Raw genomic sequence first — 17,487 nt, 5'->3', positions numbered from 1 at the left:
ATTACAGGCTGAAGTACATATCGTATTCGACAGGGTGTACCGACATACGGTAGCGGGTCACTTCCTGCATTTTCAGGTCGATGTAGGCATCGATCATGGAGTCAGTGAACACACCACCCTTGGTCAAGAACGCGCGGTCCTTGTCCAAGTGCTCCAAGGCTTGATCCAAGCTGTGGCACACGGTTGGTACCTTTGCATCTTCCTCGGGAGGCAGATGGTAGAGGTCCTTGGTGGCGGCTTCGCCAGGATGGATCTTGTTTTCCACGCCGTCCAGACCTGCCATCAACAAGGCTGCGAAGCCGAGGTAAGGGTTCATCAATGGATCGGGGAAACGTGCTTCCACGCGACGGCCCTTGGGGTTCGCCACGAAAGGAATGCGGATCGAAGCGGAACGGTTCTTGGCGGAGTATGCCAACTTGACCGGAGCTTCAAAGTGAGGAACCAGACGCTTGTAGCTGTTGGTGCCAGGGTTGGTGATGGCGTTCAGGGCACGTGCGTGCTTGATGATGCCGCCAATGTAGTAAAGCGCGAAGTCAGACAGACCTGCATAGCCGTCGCCAGCAAACAGGTTCTTGCCGTCTTTCCACACGGACTGGTGCACGTGCATGCCGGAACCGTTGTCGCCGTGGTAAGGCTTGGGCATGAAAGTCGCGGTCTTGCCGTAGGCATTGGCCACGTTGTGGATCACGTACTTCTGCAACATGGTCCAGTCAGCGCGCTCAACCAGGGTGGAGAACTTAGTGCCGATTTCGTTCTGGCCAGCGCCCGCCACTTCGTGGTGGAACACTTCAACTGGAATGCCCAAGGATTCAAGGATCAGGGACATTTCAGCGCGCATGTCTTGCGTGCTGTCCACTGGGGGCACTGGGAAGTAGCCGCCCTTGACAGTGGGACGGTGGCCGCGGTTGCCGCCTTCGAGCTTGGAACCGGTGTTCCAGGGCGCTTCGTACTCTTCGATTTCGTAGAAGGTGTTGTTGGGTTCTGTAGACCAACGTACGCCGTCAAAGATGAAGAATTCTGGCTCAGGGCCGAAGTAAGCGGTGTCGCCCATGCCGGAGGCCTTCAAGTAGGCTTCAGCGCGCTTGGCGATGGAACGTGGATCGCGGTCGTAGGACTTGCCGTCAGCAGGCTCCACCACGTCGCAGTTCATGATCAGAGTGGTTTCTTCGAAGAAGGGATCAATGTTGGCAGTACCTGGATCGGGCATCAACAACATGTCGGAAGCTTCGATTCCCTTCCAGCCGGCAATAGAAGAGCCGTCAAACGCGTGGCCGGAGGTGAACTTGTCTTCATCAAAATGCGAGACAGGCACGGTGGTGTGCTGCTGCTTACCACGGGTATCGGTGAAACGGAAGTCAACAAACTTGACTTCGTTTTCTTTCACCATCTTCATCACATCTGCGACGGTCTTGGCCATCAAATACTCCTGTTGCACGGTTGTAAAAAGATTTGCGCTGCAGTTAATGCAGCTTTTGTGCCAAAGCACGCACCAAAGGCATTTCGGCAAACCGCTCTATTTTGCATCGTTAAACGGGCAATTCGAGCACGAAATACGGAAAGTCACGGGTGAGAGCCCAATGAGCGCACCAAAATGCACCACCAAGGTGCAACAAGCTATAGCGCACTTTATTGGTGCAATTTGCTATCGCACCAATTCAGGGCCTAATGACATGTCCAGCGCCTTGAGGCCTGCCAGCAAATCGGCATATGCGGCTGCCATCACAGTGGGATCCCCTTTCACGCCCAATTCGATGTGCCGGCCGTATTGCGGATGGTCCACGCTCGGTAGGCTGAAGACCTTGACCGGATGACTCCGCTCCAGCTGCTCCATGAGCGGGGTCAGCATCGACTCCATGGCACCAAAGACAATCACCGATTGCTCGCGCCACACATCCTGCTGAAACCATTGAGCGCATTGGCTATCGAGAACCCACTCCACCATCGGCCAGGCCATCACGGGGAAGCCCGGCACAAAGTGGACCCGCCCTTGCCCAACGCCGGGATAACTGAAACCCGGAATTTTGTTGTACGGATTGGGTATCAAAGCGGCGCCCTCCGGGAACATGCCCATCTGCAAGCGGTGCACATTGTCTGGGCGCTCGGGCTCATAGGGCAGGCCTTGCTCGCGGGCAACGTCCAAGATGCGCTCTTGGATCAAATCCCGTGCGGCGTCACTGAGCACCAAGGCTTTGCCGGACGCCAATGCAGCGCATTGCCGGGTGTGATCGTCGGGCGTGGCGCCAATGCCACCGAAGGAAAAGACGGTATCGCCCGAAGCGAAGGCCTCACGCAGCGTCGCTGTAATACGCTGCGGATCATCGCCAACGTAATGCGCGTAAGCCAATCGGATGCCACGGGCACCCAGCAATTCAATGATTTTGGCCAAGTGCTTGTCAGCACGTTTGCCGGAAAGAATTTCATCCCCAATGATGATCGCGCCAAACTTCATAAGATCTCCACGTCAACCACATTCAGCGGCATGTCTGGCACCTTGGTTGCAGCCGCTTGCTCTGCACGCAAATATTGCAAGGCCTTCAGACCGAAATGGGTGAACCACAGCGACGAAAAGGCGAACAGCAGGGTGTAGAGCCAAATCGACACCGGAACCAAAATAGGGGCCAAAGCGACCGCGACAAACCCGAATGACCAGACCAGACTAGGGGCCGCACCGAGATAGCCTGCGAATACGCCCATCGCCAGCAAAGGCCAGCGATAGCGTTTGAATAGCTCTTGCCGCTCAGCACGAGAGGCAAAGTCGGACAACGCATCAAAAGCCATGACCCTGTAAGTTAACCAACCCCAAATCAAGGGTGGAATGATCAGCACAAGCGGCGGAATCAACCACAGTGGCAGCGACACCACCAAGGCGAACAATGCAGCCACTGTCGAGCCCAGTGCCCATCCGGCGCTTAACAGAAAAGAGCCGGAGCCTTGCTTGTCGAGCAAGGGGAAGCGGCGCTGAGCGACCAGGCGCACCAGCATGGGGGTCATCAAGGTGGCCACCACCAATAAGCAGGCGACCACGACGAGCGGCGTAAGCACCAGAATCACCAGCAGCGGAACCAACACGGTCTTGAGCTTTCCGGCGCCCATGGATTCGAGCCACGACCACAGCATTTGCAGCCAGTCCATCGACTCCAACAGCAGGTTCACTTGGCTGAGCAGGCTGTCAAGGTAAAAATACCCCAGCCCGGCCGTCACCCCCACCATCAAGACCAGTGGCAGAAACGACCACAAGATGACTTTGGGGTGCAGGCAATAAGCCACGGAACGCCAGAAAGCATCAAGGACGGCGTTCATCGCATCACACCTTGGTTTGCACTGCCACGATTTCGTCGGCATTGAGCCAACGCCAGCCGCCGGGGGGCAAGTCCGCAGGCAGCGACACGCTGCCGATGCTGGAGCGATGCAAGCCCTCCACCCGATTGCTGACAGCGGCCACCATGCGCTTCACTTGGTGGTATTTGCCCTCGGTGAGGGTCATGCGCAGATGGAATTCACTAACCGCTTCGCAAGCGGCAGCTCGGACGGGCTTGGGGTCGTCATCCAGCACCACACCACTCAAAAGCTTGCTGACCTGCTTTTCATCGAGCGGATGCTTGACCGTCACTTCATACACCTTGGGGACATGGTGCTTGGGTGAACTCATCCGGTGAATGAATTTGCCATCGTCGGTCAATAAAAGCATGCCGGTAGTGTCTTGATCCAGCCGACCCACGGCCTGAACGCCCTGCACCGCTGCCTTTTGCGGCCGCAAGCGCAGCGGACTGGGGAGCAAGGTGTAAATGCTGGGGTAGGTCGAGGGCTTTTGCGAGCACTCGGTGCCGGCCGGCTTGTCGAGTATCAAATAGGCGCGTTCAGCGTAGGGCCAGTCGACGCCCTGCACCCGGAAGCGCAACCCTTCCGCTACAAATTCCATAGCTGCTTGCGTAATGGTGACGGGAGCCAGGCCTTGTTCCGGCATATAAACCTGCACAAAGCCTTGTTGGACCAAACCAGCACACACACGGCGGGTGCCAAACCCTTGGGTATAGAGTATTTCCTGTAACTGCATAGACGTAGTATCGCAGTCACTTCCAGTAGACTGCTGTGATTCGATTCCAACCGGGACCTGTGTCATGACAGATGATTTGGTTTTCAGCGATGAACAAGAGGCAGAGCAGACGCACAGCCACACAGCCAAGCCTTGGCAGGTTCTGGTGGTGGACGATGAACCTGCGGTTCACGAGGTCACCAAGCTGGTCATGTCCGATTTCGAAATGGATGGACGACGGCTGGAATTCACCCATTGCTACAGCGCCGCCGAAGCCCGCACCTTGCTGGGCCAGCGCAACGATATTGCCCTGATCTTGCTGGATGTGGTGATGGAGTCTGAGCACGCAGGCCTGGACCTCGCCAAATACATTCGCGAGGACTTGGGCAACCTGAATGTGCGCATCGTGCTGCGCACCGGTCAACCCGGCCAGGCCCCCGAAGAACAGGTCATCCGCGATTACGACATCAACGACTACAAAGAAAAAACCGACCTAACCCGTCGCAAGTTGATTACTGTCTTTTACGCGGGTTTAAGGGCTTATCGGGACTTGATGCGACTTGAAAATGCACGAAGGGGCTTGGTGCGGTCGATAGAAGCCATCAGCGAGGTGGGCGACTCCCACAATTTGCGCAGCTTCGCATCTGCCGTTCTTTCGCAGTTAAACCACCTTTTGGATCTGCAGGGCGAAGGCTTGTGCGCCAGTCGCTTGTCGGCCTACACCGCCAACGCAGGGCATGGCAAGCTGAAGGTACTCGCAGCAACAGATGCATTTTCAGAGCTGATGCTGGAAGATGAAGTAGAAAACCTGCCAGAAGTCGTAAAAACAGCCATATTGCAGTCGCTGGGCGAAAAAGTGAGCCGCCATGGTGAGCGCTATTACGCAGGCTACTTTCGAACCAAGGCAGGCAGCGAGAGCTTGATTTACATGGAGTTTCCGGAGCCGATCACTAGTCAGGCGCGCGAACTGCTCGAACTCTTTTCACGCAATGTAGCCAGCACTTACGACAGCCTGCTGCTGCGGGAAGAAACCCAAAGCACCCAACGGGACACGATCGCCACCTTGGGTGGCGCCATTGAGCGCCGGGGCACAGAGAGCGCCCGCCACATAGAGCGCGTGGGGGAGCTGGCGGCCCTGCTCGCCCGCGCCAGTGGTTGCAGCGATGCGGAGATCGAGATGATCCGGGTCGCCTCGACACTGCATGACGTGGGCAAAGCGGGTATCCCTGATCAGATTTTGGGCAAGCCCGGTCCGCTTTCGGCGGAGGAATGGGCGGTGATGCGAACACATCCGACCCTAGGGCACACCTTGCTCTCCCGATCGAGCTCGCGCTTGCATGCCATGGGGGCCCAAATCGCCCAAGAACACCACGAGCGGTGGGACGGAAGCGGCTACCCGGCCGGCTTGAAAGGAAACGAGATCAGCCTGGTGGGCCGGATTGCAGCCCTGGCTGATGTGTTGGACTCGCTCGTATCTGCCAGCCCCTACAAACCGGCCTGGGATCTCCATCAGGCTTTGGACTATGTGTTCCACGAACAAGGCAAACACTTCGATCCGGAATTGGTGCAGCGGCTCCAAGACCAGGTGGAAGCCGTCAAAGCGCTTTACCAGCAGCCCTGAAAACGGGCGAATAAGCGCGGGTCAATAGTCTGACCAGACCCTCCGTTGGTCTGTGTGGGCCATAGCGCCCGTTGCAAAAGCCCGATAAACTTTGTGAAAAAGGGTCCATCCAGAGACCACACATTCAGGGCGCAGCAATGTTTCTTCATTTTCTTGGCGGACTTTTACTAGGGGTTTGCTTCGTTTACGGGCTCCAAAACTACCGGGCCAAACAACGTCGCAGGATCCCGTCCGTCTGGCCGCTTCAAGTGCGCCGCCTCGTCAACAGCAGAGAGCGCAAAGTGTGGTTGTGGCTTACCAAAGTCATGTTTGACCAACAGGTGCTGATCAAGCTGCCGGTGACCCGCTTCACGATTCCGTCCGAGCAATCAGAAGCCGCGCACTGGTACCGCTTGTTGAACGGTGTTTATTGCACGTTTACCGTGTGTAGCCCGGATGGAACAGTGATCGGGTGTGTCGATGTACCCGGGGCATCCGGGCTTTCGCTGAGCAATCAAACACTGAAACACTCGCTGCTGGAGCAATGTGATGTGCGTTACTGGGTGGTAGACCCCGACAACCTGCCGCACCTGACGCAAATAAGGACTGCTTTTCTCGGCGAACACGCGGCCATGCTGGCGGCAGACAAGCCCCTCGACACCCGCTTCCGGAATATGCGGGAGCATTTGCATGCCGCCGTTCACCGCCGCCGGATGAGCAAGGGCCCGGACCTGACTGATACCGCAAGCAGCCCCCTAGCAAGCCATCCGGAAAGCCGGCTCGCTTCCGGCTGGGAACTCAACTCTTTTGTCACGCCGCTTGATAGCCGGATGGACAAGCTCTGATGCAAGCCTGAGGGCTACAACGCATTCAAGTTGGCGCGCAGACTCCGGGCTTTTTCGAAGAGCGCCTCTTTCTCCTCGGGTTGCATCTTTTCGAGCTGCCGATAGGCCATCCCGATGCGTGGGTTATGGCTCAGCAGTCGGGTGTGCCGATCGTAGAACTCCCAGTAAAGGGCATTGAACGGACACGCGTCAGCCGTGGTTTTTTGCTTTTTGTCGTAGCGACAACCGGCGCAATGATCGCCCATGCGGTCGAGATACGCCGCACTAGACACATAAGGTTTGGTGGCCAGTCCGCCGCCATCCGCAAACTGGCTCATGCCTACCGTGTTGGGTAGTTCTACCCATTCAAAGGCATCGATATAAATGCCCAGGTACCACTGGTGCAATGCATTGGGGTTGAGACCGGCCAGCAACGCGAAGTTACCAATCACCATCAAACGCTGAATATGGTGGGCGTGCGCCATGTCCAAGGATTGGGTGATGGCCGAAGACACACACGCCATATGGGTCTTGCCTGTCCAGAACCAGTCAGGCAATTCCGCTTGATGGTCAAAGAAGTTGTGCGCTTCATAGCCGGGCATCGCTGCCCAATACACCGCCCGGACATACTCACGCCAGCCCAGGATCTGGCGTATGAAACCCTCTGCAGCAGGCAAGGGAACCCCGCCCCCCTGCCAGGCGCGAGCAGCGCGCTCGACGACCTCTTGTGGTGACAGCATTTTGGTATTCAACGCGAATGAGAGCAGCGAATGAAACAGCCGCCGCGCTTTGCCGCTGAGTGCATCCTGAAAATCGCCAAAGTACGGGAGCACATCTGTGGCAAAAGTTTCTAACTGCGCCAGCGCTTCTGCGCGGTCTAGCGGCCAGCGGAAACTCTGGGCCGACGGGGTGCCAAAGGTTTGCACCCCCGCTCGTTGAATTTGCTCCCAAAGCAAGGTGTGATCGTGCCTTGGCCGGAAGTCTTCAGGCTCAGGGGGAAAGCCTTTCCAAGCCTTTCGGTTTTCGCTGTCAAAGTTCCACTGCCCACCTTCGGGCTCCCGTTTAGCGTCCAACAAGACCGCATGGCGTTTGCGCATTTGCCGATAAAAAGTCTCCATCAGCCAACGGCTGCCTGGCTTGAACATGGACTGCGCTTGATGACGCTCGGTATAAAAATGCTCGCTGCCGACCATGCGCCCGGAATAGCTGCCCGACGCCTCGGCTTGCGCCAAGTGCTCCTTGAGCAGAGCATCTAATCGCCACTCATCCGGCTCCTGGTACTCGAGCACAGATGCGCCTGTGCGGGCCATTACGGCATCGAGACTCTCTACCATTGGCAACTGACTGTCGGCCTCATTAATCTGAAGGTAGTGCACACGGTGACCGCGCTCCCGCAATGCAGTTGCGAACGCCCGCATGGCCGCAAAAATAGCAATCACCTTTTGCGCATGGTGGCGCACATAGTCGGTCTCTTGGCGCATCTCCATCATCAGATAGAGGGTTTGGGGGTCGGTGTCAGAAAACCAACTGTGCAAGGGGTTGAGCTGGTCGCCCAAAATCAGCCGGACGGTATGTGTCACTTCAGTGTTTTGCATCATGGCGAGGCACTCCATAAATTCCGGTACTGCCCGTCAGCGTCATGGTCTGCAGTCTGCTTGGCCACATTGAACCTGCGCCCGCCTCGAGGGTCGGTACCCAAGCCAGCGATGTAGAGCCAATTCCCTTGGTTGGAGTACACGTCATAGTCCAACAGGTTCGCCTCGAACCAGGCTGCGCCGGCACGCCAGTCTCCGCTAAGGTCGTAAATCCAATAGCTCGCCAGAATCTGACGCATCCGGTTGGAGCTATAGCCGCTCTCTGCCAATTCCCGCATTCCAGCATCGACCAGTTCGCAGCCGGTGCGGCCTTGGGTCCAATGCGCAAAAGTGCGCTGATGCTTGGTAGCGACCACCGGCCGGGCTATTTCCGACAAGCCGCGGCGTCGGTACAGCGCGTCGCCGTACTGCTTGTGCAACCACCGGAAATACTCACGCCATAGCAACTCAAACCAGAGCCAATAGCTGCCGTCGTTTGCGCCTTGGCGCTGCTCATAGGTTCGCAAAGCCTCCCAAATCTCTCGAGCCGACACCGCGCCTACAGCCAGCCAGGGAGACCACTTGCTGGAGTACGCCATCCCGATCAAGCCATTGCGTGTGGCCTTGTATTGCGCCACCCGATCTGAGGAAAAATACGCATCGAGATAGGCGTGCGCACCCGCATTCCCGGCTCGTACGGCTGAGCCAGTCTCCCCGCCCCAAATAAATGCAGAACGGGCGTCCATACAGAGCTGCTCCGCAGGGGGTCTTGCAGCCCATGGCGCAAATGACGCCGCTGTTTCTGAAGCTATGGAGAAACCATGGACATGCTGCGGGGCTGCCAAAGGCACAGGCACAGGCACCGGCGTGCGGGCACGCTCCACCAAATTGCGGAATTGGCTGAAAACAGCAGGCAACTCGTCCACGGCAAAAGGGAGTTGCTGCTCTTCAAACAAGGTACTACCCCAATGGGGGTGTACTTCAAAGCCGGCGTGTTGTAACGCTTGCACCTCTGCGCGCTCATAGGGCGCGGCAATCTCTTCGCAGTGGATGGCCACTGCCCCGACCTTGTTGGCGACAGTTTGTAAAACCTCGACAGCCTTGCCCCGCAACACCAACAGCGTTACGCCGTGCTGCGCAAGCTCCAGCTGCAAAGCCCGCACATTGGCGTGCCACCACGCGAGCCGGTGGGCCCCAGGTTGCAAGCAACCCCAACGTTGCTCCGTCGAGGCTATGTGCGGCTCGAACACGACAGCCAACAGCTGCTGATTCAAGGCACAGGCTTGGACCCATGCAGGGTTATCGCGCAGCCGCAAATCGCTGCGAAACCAATAAACAAGAGGCACAGAAGGAGTCATATGCTGCACCGTGCTCACCGCCCGCCGCGCTTGCAGCGCTCAGAGCAGTACTTCACTTCCGCCCAGACCTTTTCCCATTTTTTTCTCCATTGAAACGGCAGGCCACAGGTCGCACACTGCTTGGATGGCAGATCACTTTTCTTTCGCATTTTCATAGCAACTCCAATTGAGCAGGGACCGCAACCGGCGGCGCTTTTCCTGCCCGTTTGCGAACAAACGTCCTCGATCCGTGCTGTCGAACAATGGCGGCTTTTGCAGCTTTAACCTCCGGCTGCGCACGCAGCGCAAACAAGCGGATTTTTGCCAACCGGGTAGCGCGCTCCAAGTCGACCAATGGGGTCGGAATGTCCGCATCCGGACCGCCCACACGGAGCCCGCAACGCAGTTGCATCTCCGCAGGCATCCGCCAGGGCTCAAACAACCAGGTGTCGGGCACCTTGCGCATCGCCGGCAACCACTCACGGACGAAACGGCCTTCAGGATCCTGGTCGCGTGCTTGTTTAATTGGGTTGTAGATGCGCGCAGTGTTGATCCCCGTGGTGCCCGACTGCATTTGCATTTGGCTCCAGTGGATACCCGGCTCGTAGTCCAAAAACTCGGTAGCCAACCACTCGCCCACCGGACGCCAATGCAACCACAGCGGATACGCTGCGACGGACACCAGCATCGCGCGCATCCGGAAATTGACCCAGCCGGTCTCGCGAAGCATCGCAACACAGGCATCCACCAATGGCCAGCCAGTGCGCCCGGAGACAAGCGCCGCAAAATGCTCGGGCTTGTGTTCACTCTCGCGCAGCCCGTCGTACCCACGGTGCATGTTGTGAAACTCGATGCCGGGCTCAGACTCGAGCTTTTGAATGAAGTGGCAATGCCAATGCAGACGGCTGCCAAACGCATTCAGCCCCGCAAGGTGCTTGGGCGCTGGTGGCGCTTCACTGGCGCGGCGGTACTGCACCGCTTGCCACACCTCGCGCACACTGAGGCAACCCCAAGTCAGGTAGGGCGACAAGCGGGAGCAAGCATCCACAGCCCTGAGCGGCGAAGAGATTCCACCGCGGTATTGCCGGCTCCTGTCCGCAATGAAACTACGCAGCACCTGCAGCCCGATGGCACGGCCGCCCGCTTGACGACGGGGCTTATCGGGTTGCTGCAAGTTCAGGGTGAGAGCATCTGGCGGAGGTGGCTCTACCCACGGTAGTGGCACAGTGGCGTGCGCAGATGCAGTGGGCAAAGTCGACTGCGGCAGGCTCATATGGCCATGCCAGTGGCGACTCCAAGCGTCGCGGTTGGCGCTACCGCGTTGAACTCCGAACTGTGGTACCTCGTGCCACGCCACTCCATTTGCGCGGCACCAACGAGCGACGGCGATATCCCGCTGGAAACTCGCGCCGTTGCCTGTTTCTTGGTGGGAGTAAAGTCTTATGAAAGGCGACGCCGCGAAAAGTCGCGCCAGAAAATCTGGCGCATCTGCGGTCACCACATGGAGTTTCAGGCCCACCGATCGAAGTTCGGACCAGAGATCGCGCAAACACTCGATCACAAACCGGTAATGCTGGGTTGAGGCATCCGCTTGGCGCCACAGATGGGGCTCTACGCAGAAGACGCATAAGACCGGGCCAGTCGCCAGGGCCTGCTGCAAAGCAGCGTGGTCATGCAGTCGGAGATCTTTTTTGAACCAAACTACGCTGTACGACATAAACGCGGATGCTGCGACCCAGCAACATAGCTGGGTGGCGAGTATCGCGAATCGCCCGCGCTTGAGCAGGCTGAGGGGCTATGCCCCACTAAAGCAATCAGTGTTGTCCGATTTTGATGCTGGATTGGATATCAAGATCAAACTGCTTTATGGCGCTCTGAGTCAGTGCGTCGGTACTCCAGGCAACGAGACTCGCTGGAGGTAAAGTCACTGCGGCTGCGCCTACGGCTACCAGCTGACCCAACACTTCGGGCGTTTTGATACTCGCCGCCAGAAGCTGCGGGCCCTTGGCTTGCACTGCTACGCATGCCTCCATCAGCGCCCACACATTGCGGCCATCGTTCGCAAGGCGGCCCACATAGGGCGCCACATATTGCACACCTTTGTGTTTTGCCCACAAGAGCTGCACTGCATTGGAGAGCCCTGTGAGCAACACGTCTTGCTGCTCAGCCCGAACTGCGTCGATACATGCCTCCCAATCCGGTGCGCAGGGCAGCTTGATCGTCAATTGAATGCCCCGGGCTTGCGCCGCCGGCTGTAGCACTTTGAGCCATTCTCTTGCTTGCTCCGGTTGGCAGTAGGGCAACTGAACCATCAGTTCCGCAAAACCGTGGTCTGCGACAGCTGAAATCAAACCTACATAGGTAGCGAGAGTGACAGGAAGCCCCGCTTGAAACACCAAGCTGGGGTTGGTAGTGACCCCTTGCACCGGTGGACAGCCCGCCGGGAGAGCCCATGACTCTACGCGCGCGGAGTCGAGAAAAATTTTAGTCATACGATTGTTCCCCTGAGCGCTGGCGGTGCCAGCTCGCACTCAAAGGATAACGCCCTTGCAGAACATGGCATTTCCATACGCCGTGGCTTCGCCGCTTTGGACGATGACGCTGGCGCCTTTGATCTTCTCGTAAAACGCAAACCGCTCTACGGCTTCCACCCTACCGGCGGGCAGCCCTTCGTGCGATAACAAAGCCACCACAGAGGCCTGTGCAGCGGTCTGGTGACCTTCCGGGCTGTGGCAAACCTGCATATAGGCGGCGGGACACGCGACGTCTTCGGCCAAGGGGAACACCGAGAGAACGGCTTTGCTCACCCTCTCCAAACTATGCCCGGGCAAGCGGACTAGCGCTTTGCCTTTGCCCAGGAAATCTGCGGTGAAATTGGCGTCCACCACCGCAACCCACTCGCCATGCCCCATTGCAGACAGGTGCATCAGCAACTCGGGGGTTAACAAGGAATCCAGACCTTTCAGCATGCTACGGCCTCCGCGGATTGCAGTGTGGCCGGATCAATGGCGCCTGTGATGAGGCCCACAATTTCTTCCGGATTGGTCTCTCTGGTCAAGCGGCTGCAGATGATGCGCCCTTGGCGGAACACCCATATCCGGTCCACCAAATCGAACACCTGGCGCAAATTGTGGCTGATGATGATCAGCGGTATGCCTTGTTGCTTCAGGCCCTTGATGATCTGTTCGACCCGCGCAGTCTCCGCGACCCCCAATGCGGCAGTGGGCTCATCAAGAATGATGAGCTTCTTCGCAAAACCGGCGGCACGGGCAATAGCGACACATTGCCGCTGGCCGCCCGACATGCCCCGAAGGCTCTCCGACATGTCTTGAATCTTGACGCCGGTTGTTGACAACATCGAGGCGGACTGTTCCCGCATAGCCTTGTGATTCAAAACCGACAAGGGCCCGAGTGCCAAGCGCGTGATTTCACGGCCCAAGAAGATATTGGCGGGAACGTCAAGGTCTTCGGCGAGGGCCAGTGTCTGGTACACCGTTTCAATACCCTGGTCACGTGCATCCAAGGGAGAGCTGAAGTGGACGCTTTGGCCGTCCAGATTGATGTCGCCCGAGTTGGGCTGCTCTACGCCGGTGATCAAGCGAACAAAAGTGCTTTTGCCAGCACCGTTGTCACCGACGATCGCGGCGTGCTCGCCGGGTAGCAGGCGGAAACTGGCATCGGTCAGGGCCTTCACGCCACCGTAATGCTTGGTCAGATTGGTAATCTGCAGAACTGGTTGTTTGGATGTCATGGTGGACTTGTTTCAGGAAATTGGGTGCAAGCATGCCAGAACCCGACACGGAATCATATTAGTAAAACTACTAGATTTAATTAAATAAAACTCTGCTGTAATTTGGCTCCAGCAAGCCATGGAATCCACCACAGCTGCTAATTCAAACCACAACGGAGATAACGAATGATCACCAAACGCATGCTGGGCCGCTTGGCCATCGCGATGGCCACCGCCGGCCTGATGTCTGCCGCTGCCGCAGAAACCACTATTGCCTACATCACCAATGGCAATACCAACGAAGGTTGGACCTTGATCAACGGTGGCGCTAAGAAAGCTGGTCAAAAGGCCGGCGTGAAATTCATTGAATTGGCAGCAGAAAAAGGCGAGCTCTCCAAGCAGTTGGCCATTGTTGAGGACATGATCACCCGCAAAGTGAATGCGATTGCGATTGCTCCGGTGGACAGCGCAGGCATTGCACCGGCCATTAATAAAGCACTGGCGGCCGGCATCAAAGTGGTGGCGGTAGACACTGGCATCTCCGGCGCCAAAATCACTTCCTATGTGGCGACCGACAACATCAAGGCCGCGATGGTGCAAGGTGACTGGACTGCAGAGCAGGTCAAAGACGGCGACACCGTGATCTACATCACAGGCGATTTGGGTCAATCGACAGGTCAAGAGCGCAAAAAGGGCTTTCTCGACGGCCTGAATGCCAAGCGGAAGAACGTCAAAGTGGTAGAGGTCTCCACAACATGGGATCAAACTATGGCGCAAAACGGCGTTGAAACTGCGATGCGCGCCAACCCCGGCGTCAAGGTGATTGCCTGTGCTTGGGACGGCGGCGCGCTCGGTGCCAAAGCAGCCCTGATGGCTGCAGGCAAGAAGGCCGGCGACGTCAAGATCGCAGGTTTTGACGGCTCCCCCGGCGGTCTGGACATGATGAAGCAAGGCTGGCAGTCTGCCAACGCTGCGCAAATGTTGGCCAAGATCGGTCAGGTCGGCGTGGAAACCGCTATCGCTGCAGCTGAAGGCAAAAAGGTAGACGCCCGCATCGATACCGGCTCATTCCTGGTGCTGCCTTCCAACGTGGACCAGTTCGCCAAAGACTCTGGCGTCGCGCAGTTCATGAAAGTGAAGTAATTTTTTGCACCGCCCAGGGGGTAACCACTGGGCCCGGACGACCGCTGCAGAGCGGTCGTCATTTTTTTATTTGAGGAATTGATTTCATGAAGTCCATCACCCGCCAAGAATGGTATGGAGCCTTAGTGGCCGTTTTGGTTTTGGGGGCCTTGCTGAGTGCAGCATCACCCTACTTTCTGACCACTGGCAATTTGTCCAACATTCTGGTGCAGGCCTCTGTAATTGCCCTGCTGGCGGGCGGCCAAACATTTGTGATTTTGACTGGCGGTGTCGACTTGGCAGTGGGTGCATTGACTGCGCTAGCAGGTGCTGTTGCCGGCCACATGATGGTCAAATTGGGCGTTGACCCCTACCTCTGTATCGCAGCCGCTTTTGCCATCGGTGCAGCTGTTGGACTGTTCAACGGCTACCTGGTTGCTTTTGTGGGCATCCCTTCTTTCATTGTGACTTTGGGTGGCTTGACTCTGTGGCGGGGTCTTGCTTTCGAATCCACTGGTGGCTTTGACAACTCCGGCATGCCTGACCCCCTGCCCTTTATCGGCTACGGCCAGTTTCTCGGCGTTCCGATGCCCATTTGGATCACCGGTGTCTTCTTTGTCGTCATGGCTTTCATTTTGTCGAGCACCAAACTAGGCCGCTATGTGTATGCGATGGGCTCCAATGAAATGGGTGCACGTCAAGTGGGTATCAACATCCGCTGGTACAAGTTAGGCGTGTATGTAGTGTCGGGTTTAAGCTGCGCTCTGGGCGCATTGGTACTGATGGCACGCATGGACTCCTCCAGCGGCAAGATGGCCCAAATGTTTGAGTTGGATGCCATTGCGGCTGTCATCTTGGGCGGCACCTCACTTTTTGGCGGACGTGGAAGTATTTGGGGCAGCCTTTTGGGTGCCGTACTGATCACCATGATCCGCAATGGCATGAACCTGATGGAAATTTCGCAGTTCAAGCAGATGATGGCCATCGGCGCGGTGGTTATTTTGGCTGTTTGGATTGATGTGATCCGTCGTCAACGACTCTTGAAAAAATGACCACATCTATTTGGGTACTCGGCGAAGCGCTGATGGACTGCCTCTCGCAGCCCGATGGAACACTGCGCCCATTCATGGGAGGCAGCCCCTACAACATGGCTCGCGCAGCGGCGTTGCGCGGAGCACCTGTGGGCTATGTAAACCCGCTCTCTACCGACCGCTTCGGAGAGCAACTGGGCCAGCAATTGCTGAAAGACGGTGTACGGGTTCTGGCTGGCGAGAGCCGCTTGCCCACCTCTTTGGCGGTGGTGCAGATCACAGATGGGCAACCCAGTTACGGCTTTTACCGCGAAGGTATCGCGGACCGGGATTACACAGCCGACAGCGTGCTGACCATGCTTAAAGCCCATCCACCAGGGGTGCTACATACCGGGTCATTGCTGCTGGTGCCCCCGGAGCACACCAAGGTCATGTCGATCTTGCAGAGTGCTAAAGACGAGGGTTGGACTATCAGCGTGGATGTGAACCTACGCCCCAAGCTTGCAGCCGATTTGGGCGCCTACGTTGAGGCGGTCAGGGAAGTGGCCAAGTTGGCTGACTGGATCAAGGCCAGCGATGAGGATTTGGAGTTGCTGGGTGTTCAAGCGCCAAGCCGTGGCAAAGGCAGAGATATTGCCGCCATGTTCCGAGACCACGGTGCAAGCCGAATCGCTCTCACTTTCGGCGGCGACGGTGCTTGGCTAGAAGTCGATGGCGCATGTTCTGAGGCAGATGTGCCGTTGACCCGGGTGGTCGATACGGTGGGCGCCGGAGACACGTTCTGGGGTAACTGCCTCGGGGATTGGGTCCTTAACGCAAACGGACAACATAGAGTGCAGCAGACCTTGGTTGAGGCCATGCAGGCCGCAGCTATCAATTGCGCCCGGGCAGGTTGCCAACCTCCAACCTACGCAGAAACCCAGGCGCTGCTTTAGCACCCCACCAAGGCTTGAATATCAGGCCTTGTTTTTCAATTTGCCGCGCGGCATCACTGCAGTCGTTACCATTGGGCGCACAGGCTCCCCTCCCCCCGACAAGGGTTTGGTAGCTGCGTTGTCTTTTTTGGGTTTTTTAGACTCTTTGTTTGATTTCTGTTGACCTTTGGCCATGGGGAGAGTCCTTGTACGAGAGTGGTATGGTTGGAGGCAGTCTAACCTTCACACGCACACTTCGTGGCATTTCTTTTCGATAACATTGCCGCAGAAGCACAGTTGATCTCTATCCGTGCTCAAGGTGCCGGCGGACAAAATGTCAATAAGGTATCCAGCGCTATTCATTTGCGATTTGATATTTATGCATCGTCTCTGCCTGAAGCTATCAAAGAACGGCTGTTGGCGAGCCCCGATAACCGTATCAGCCGTGACGGCGTATTGGTCCTCAAAGCACAGCAACACAGGACCCGTGAACTCAACCGGCTGGATGCGTATGCCCGCTTGCGCGGGATCATCGATGCAGCAGCGATGTAACCGGTCACTGTCCGGCGTTCTTGCGAACTGATTGCAGGTACCAAAGAATGCGCCCTGATCAACAAACAGGACGGGGTCGGATATGGAAGAGACGCAGAGCGTGCTCAGGCGTGCAGTGTTGAGTGAACAGACTTGGGCTGAGGTACTGGATCGTTTTGACCGCGCTGGATTGACGATAGATGAATTTTGCAGCCGCGAAGGCATCAGTCGCAGCAGCCTTGCTCGCCGACGCACGCTTAGGAATAAACAGAGGGGAATCGCGTCCCCGCTGCGAACGAACAAGGTAGCCCCCACCACCGTGCCGAAGGCGGCGTTCGTTGATCTGGGCGACCTTGCTGGAGTGCACGGCAGCGGCAATGGAGCCATGGAGTTACGCATCGAACTCGGCTCGGGCATGAGTTTGCATCTGGTACGCCGGTAATGTTCTTTCCCGAGGGCCGCATTCGCGTGTTCCTGTATGGCCAAGCTGCCGATATGCGCCAGTCCTACGACGGCTTGTACGCTCTGGCACGCCAGGGGTTTGAAGTGGATGTGCTGGCCGGACACATGTTTGTTTTCATCAACCGGCGGCAAACACAGATGAAGGTGCTGTACTTTGACCGCAGCGGCTGGTGCCTGTGGTGCAAGCGTTTGGAGAGCGGCAAGTTCTCCCGTAAAGGCGTTCAAGGCGGCAGTGGCGAGATCGACTGCACGGCGCTCAAACTGATGCTCGAAGGCATCGAAGTGCGCCGACGCCACAAACGCTACCAACACCCTGCGCGGAGGTGACG

Annotated in this window: 19 protein-coding genes and 1 pseudogene; 8 read left to right on the top strand and 12 right to left on the bottom strand. The window is 57.3% G+C overall.

The window, feature by feature from the left end; translation table 11 throughout:
* Window position 1: 1 nt before the first annotated feature.
* From glnA to RAE19_RS15535, 4 genes are all read right to left on the bottom strand, one after another.
* Window positions 2-1,417 (bottom strand): type I glutamate--ammonia ligase, encoded by a 1,416-nt coding sequence (gene glnA, locus RAE19_RS15550; protein WP_313875737.1) that lies wholly within the window; start codon window positions 1,415-1,417, stop codon window positions 2-4.
* Between the two features lie 225 nt (window positions 1,418-1,642).
* Window positions 1,643-2,449 carry a competence/damage-inducible protein A gene (locus tag RAE19_RS15545; RefSeq protein WP_313875736.1) on the bottom strand — a complete coding sequence of 269 codons (807 nt, stop codon included), beginning with the start codon at window positions 2,447-2,449 and terminating at the stop codon, window positions 1,643-1,645.
* Entirely contained in the window at window positions 2,446-3,300 is an 855-nt protein-coding gene (locus RAE19_RS15540) for an EI24 domain-containing protein (RefSeq protein WP_313875735.1), read from the bottom strand. Before RAE19_RS15540 ends, RAE19_RS15545 begins: the two co-directional genes overlap by 4 nt.
* 4 nt (window positions 3,301-3,304) lie before the next feature.
* Complete coding sequence (locus tag RAE19_RS15535) at window positions 3,305-4,054, bottom strand: 16S rRNA pseudouridine(516) synthase (protein WP_313875734.1); 750 nt, start codon at window positions 4,052-4,054, stop codon at window positions 3,305-3,307.
* Window positions 4,055-4,118: 64 nt separating this feature from the next.
* Between RAE19_RS15535 and RAE19_RS15530 the strand changes: the two genes are divergently transcribed.
* The gene (locus tag RAE19_RS15530) at window positions 4,119-5,654 is read left to right on the top strand and encodes a DUF3369 domain-containing protein (RefSeq protein ID WP_313875733.1); all 1,536 of its coding nucleotides are present in this window, start codon (window positions 4,119-4,121) and stop codon (window positions 5,652-5,654) included.
* Between the two features lie 248 nt (window positions 5,655-5,902).
* A complete protein-coding gene (locus RAE19_RS15525) occupies window positions 5,903-6,478 on the top strand; it encodes a hypothetical protein (RefSeq protein ID WP_313875732.1) in 576 nt (191 codons plus the stop codon).
* A gap of 14 nt (window positions 6,479-6,492) precedes the next feature.
* Here RAE19_RS15525 and RAE19_RS15520 read toward each other — a convergent pair whose 3' ends face one another.
* From RAE19_RS15520 to RAE19_RS15490, 7 genes are all read right to left on the bottom strand, one after another.
* Window positions 6,493-8,055, bottom strand: coding sequence for a cryptochrome/photolyase family protein (locus tag RAE19_RS15520; RefSeq protein ID WP_313875731.1), 1,563 nt, complete (start codon window positions 8,053-8,055; stop codon window positions 6,493-6,495).
* A complete protein-coding gene (locus RAE19_RS15515) occupies window positions 8,052-9,389 on the bottom strand; it encodes a DASH family cryptochrome (RefSeq protein ID WP_313875730.1) in 1,338 nt (445 codons plus the stop codon). The genes RAE19_RS15520 and RAE19_RS15515 overlap by 4 nt, the downstream gene beginning before the upstream one ends.
* Window positions 9,390-9,403: 14 nt before the next feature.
* Entirely contained in the window at window positions 9,404-9,538 is a 135-nt protein-coding gene (locus RAE19_RS15510) for a DUF2256 domain-containing protein (RefSeq protein ID WP_430962580.1), read from the bottom strand.
* A 2-nt stretch (window positions 9,539-9,540) separates the two neighbouring features.
* Entirely contained in the window at window positions 9,541-11,085 is a 1,545-nt protein-coding gene (locus RAE19_RS15505) for a cryptochrome/deoxyribodipyrimidine photo-lyase family protein (protein WP_313875728.1), read from the bottom strand.
* Between the two features lie 97 nt (window positions 11,086-11,182).
* Window positions 11,183-11,860, bottom strand: coding sequence for a transaldolase family protein (locus tag RAE19_RS15500; protein WP_313875727.1), 678 nt, complete (start codon window positions 11,858-11,860; stop codon window positions 11,183-11,185).
* Between the two features lie 39 nt (window positions 11,861-11,899).
* Window positions 11,900-12,337 (bottom strand): RbsD/FucU family protein, encoded by a 438-nt coding sequence (locus RAE19_RS15495; RefSeq protein WP_313875726.1) that lies wholly within the window; start codon window positions 12,335-12,337, stop codon window positions 11,900-11,902.
* Complete coding sequence (locus RAE19_RS15490) at window positions 12,331-13,119, bottom strand: ATP-binding cassette domain-containing protein (RefSeq protein WP_313875725.1); 789 nt, start codon at window positions 13,117-13,119, stop codon at window positions 12,331-12,333. Before RAE19_RS15490 ends, RAE19_RS15495 begins: the two co-directional genes overlap by 7 nt.
* Before the next feature lie 165 nt (window positions 13,120-13,284).
* On the opposite strand from RAE19_RS15490, the gene RAE19_RS15485 reads away from it, so the two are divergent.
* From RAE19_RS15485 to RAE19_RS15475, 3 genes are all read left to right on the top strand, one after another.
* The gene (locus RAE19_RS15485) at window positions 13,285-14,241 is read left to right on the top strand and encodes a sugar ABC transporter substrate-binding protein (RefSeq protein ID WP_313875724.1); all 957 of its coding nucleotides are present in this window, start codon (window positions 13,285-13,287) and stop codon (window positions 14,239-14,241) included.
* Between the two features lie 86 nt (window positions 14,242-14,327).
* A complete protein-coding gene (locus RAE19_RS15480) occupies window positions 14,328-15,272 on the top strand; it encodes an ABC transporter permease (protein ID WP_313875723.1) in 945 nt (314 codons plus the stop codon).
* Window positions 15,269-16,186, top strand: coding sequence for a PfkB family carbohydrate kinase (locus RAE19_RS15475; RefSeq protein WP_313875722.1), 918 nt, complete (start codon window positions 15,269-15,271; stop codon window positions 16,184-16,186). The genes RAE19_RS15480 and RAE19_RS15475 overlap by 4 nt, the downstream gene beginning before the upstream one ends.
* 21 nt (window positions 16,187-16,207) lie before the next feature.
* On the opposite strand, the gene RAE19_RS15470 is transcribed toward RAE19_RS15475, so the two are convergent.
* A complete protein-coding gene (locus RAE19_RS15470; RefSeq protein ID WP_313875721.1) occupies window positions 16,208-16,360 on the bottom strand; it encodes a hypothetical protein in 153 nt (50 codons plus the stop codon).
* Between the two features lie 63 nt (window positions 16,361-16,423).
* Between RAE19_RS15470 and arfB the strand changes: the two are divergent.
* The 3 genes and pseudogenes from arfB to tnpB all read left to right on the top strand — a co-directional run.
* Window positions 16,424-16,711 (top strand): annotated as a pseudogene (arfB, locus tag RAE19_RS15465) (alternative ribosome rescue aminoacyl-tRNA hydrolase ArfB); the annotation flags it as partial.
* A gap of 88 nt (window positions 16,712-16,799) precedes the next feature.
* The gene (locus RAE19_RS15460; protein ID WP_313873005.1) at window positions 16,800-17,138 is read left to right on the top strand and encodes a hypothetical protein; all 339 of its coding nucleotides are present in this window, start codon (window positions 16,800-16,802) and stop codon (window positions 17,136-17,138) included.
* Window positions 17,138-17,485, top strand: a complete 348-nt coding sequence (gene tnpB / locus RAE19_RS15455) for an IS66 family insertion sequence element accessory protein TnpB (protein ID WP_313873004.1) — start codon at window positions 17,138-17,140, stop codon at window positions 17,483-17,485. The genes RAE19_RS15460 and tnpB overlap by 1 nt, the downstream gene beginning before the upstream one ends.
* The last annotated feature ends 2 nt before the right edge of the window (window positions 17,486-17,487 follow it).

The organism is Rhodoferax potami (assembly GCF_032193805.1).
In the GTDB taxonomy this organism is placed as follows: Bacteria; Pseudomonadota; Gammaproteobacteria; order Burkholderiales; family Burkholderiaceae_C; genus Allorhodoferax; species Allorhodoferax potami_A.
The sequence above is the reverse complement of the archived record's forward strand: the minus strand, read 5'-3'. Positions and strand labels throughout refer to the sequence as shown.

Coding starts and splice junctions, on each gene's coding strand:
- glnA (WP_313875737.1), bottom strand. CDS start 1,417: ATGGCCAAGACCGTCGCAGATGTGATGAAGATGGTGAAAGAAAACGAA.
- RAE19_RS15545 (WP_313875736.1), bottom strand. CDS start 2,449: ATGAAGTTTGGCGCGATCATCATTGGGGATGAAATTCTTTCCGGCAAA.
- RAE19_RS15540 (WP_313875735.1), bottom strand. CDS start 3,300: ATGAACGCCGTCCTTGATGCTTTCTGGCGTTCCGTGGCTTATTGCCTG.
- RAE19_RS15535 (WP_313875734.1), bottom strand. CDS start 4,054: ATGCAGTTACAGGAAATACTCTATACCCAAGGGTTTGGCACCCGCCGT.
- RAE19_RS15530 (WP_313875733.1), top strand. CDS start 4,119: ATGACAGATGATTTGGTTTTCAGCGATGAACAAGAGGCAGAGCAGACG.
- RAE19_RS15520 (WP_313875731.1), bottom strand. CDS start 8,055: ATGATGCAAAACACTGAAGTGACACATACCGTCCGGCTGATTTTGGGC.
- RAE19_RS15515 (WP_313875730.1), bottom strand. CDS start 9,389: ATGACTCCTTCTGTGCCTCTTGTTTATTGGTTTCGCAGCGATTTGCGG.
- RAE19_RS15510 (WP_430962580.1), bottom strand. CDS start 9,538: ATGCGAAAGAAAAGTGATCTGCCATCCAAGCAGTGTGCGACCTGTGGC.
- RAE19_RS15505 (WP_313875728.1), bottom strand. CDS start 11,085: ATGTCGTACAGCGTAGTTTGGTTCAAAAAAGATCTCCGACTGCATGAC.
- RAE19_RS15500 (WP_313875727.1), bottom strand. CDS start 11,860: ATGACTAAAATTTTTCTCGACTCCGCGCGCGTAGAGTCATGGGCTCTC.
- RAE19_RS15495 (WP_313875726.1), bottom strand. CDS start 12,337: ATGCTGAAAGGTCTGGATTCCTTGTTAACCCCCGAGTTGCTGATGCAC.
- RAE19_RS15490 (WP_313875725.1), bottom strand. CDS start 13,119: ATGACATCCAAACAACCAGTTCTGCAGATTACCAATCTGACCAAGCAT.
- RAE19_RS15485 (WP_313875724.1), top strand. CDS start 13,285: ATGATCACCAAACGCATGCTGGGCCGCTTGGCCATCGCGATGGCCACC.
- RAE19_RS15480 (WP_313875723.1), top strand. CDS start 14,328: ATGAAGTCCATCACCCGCCAAGAATGGTATGGAGCCTTAGTGGCCGTT.
- RAE19_RS15475 (WP_313875722.1), top strand. CDS start 15,269: ATGACCACATCTATTTGGGTACTCGGCGAAGCGCTGATGGACTGCCTC.
- RAE19_RS15470 (WP_313875721.1), bottom strand. CDS start 16,360: ATGGCCAAAGGTCAACAGAAATCAAACAAAGAGTCTAAAAAACCCAAA.
- RAE19_RS15460 (WP_313873005.1), top strand. CDS start 16,800: ATGGAAGAGACGCAGAGCGTGCTCAGGCGTGCAGTGTTGAGTGAACAG.
- tnpB (WP_313873004.1), top strand. CDS start 17,138: ATGTTCTTTCCCGAGGGCCGCATTCGCGTGTTCCTGTATGGCCAAGCT.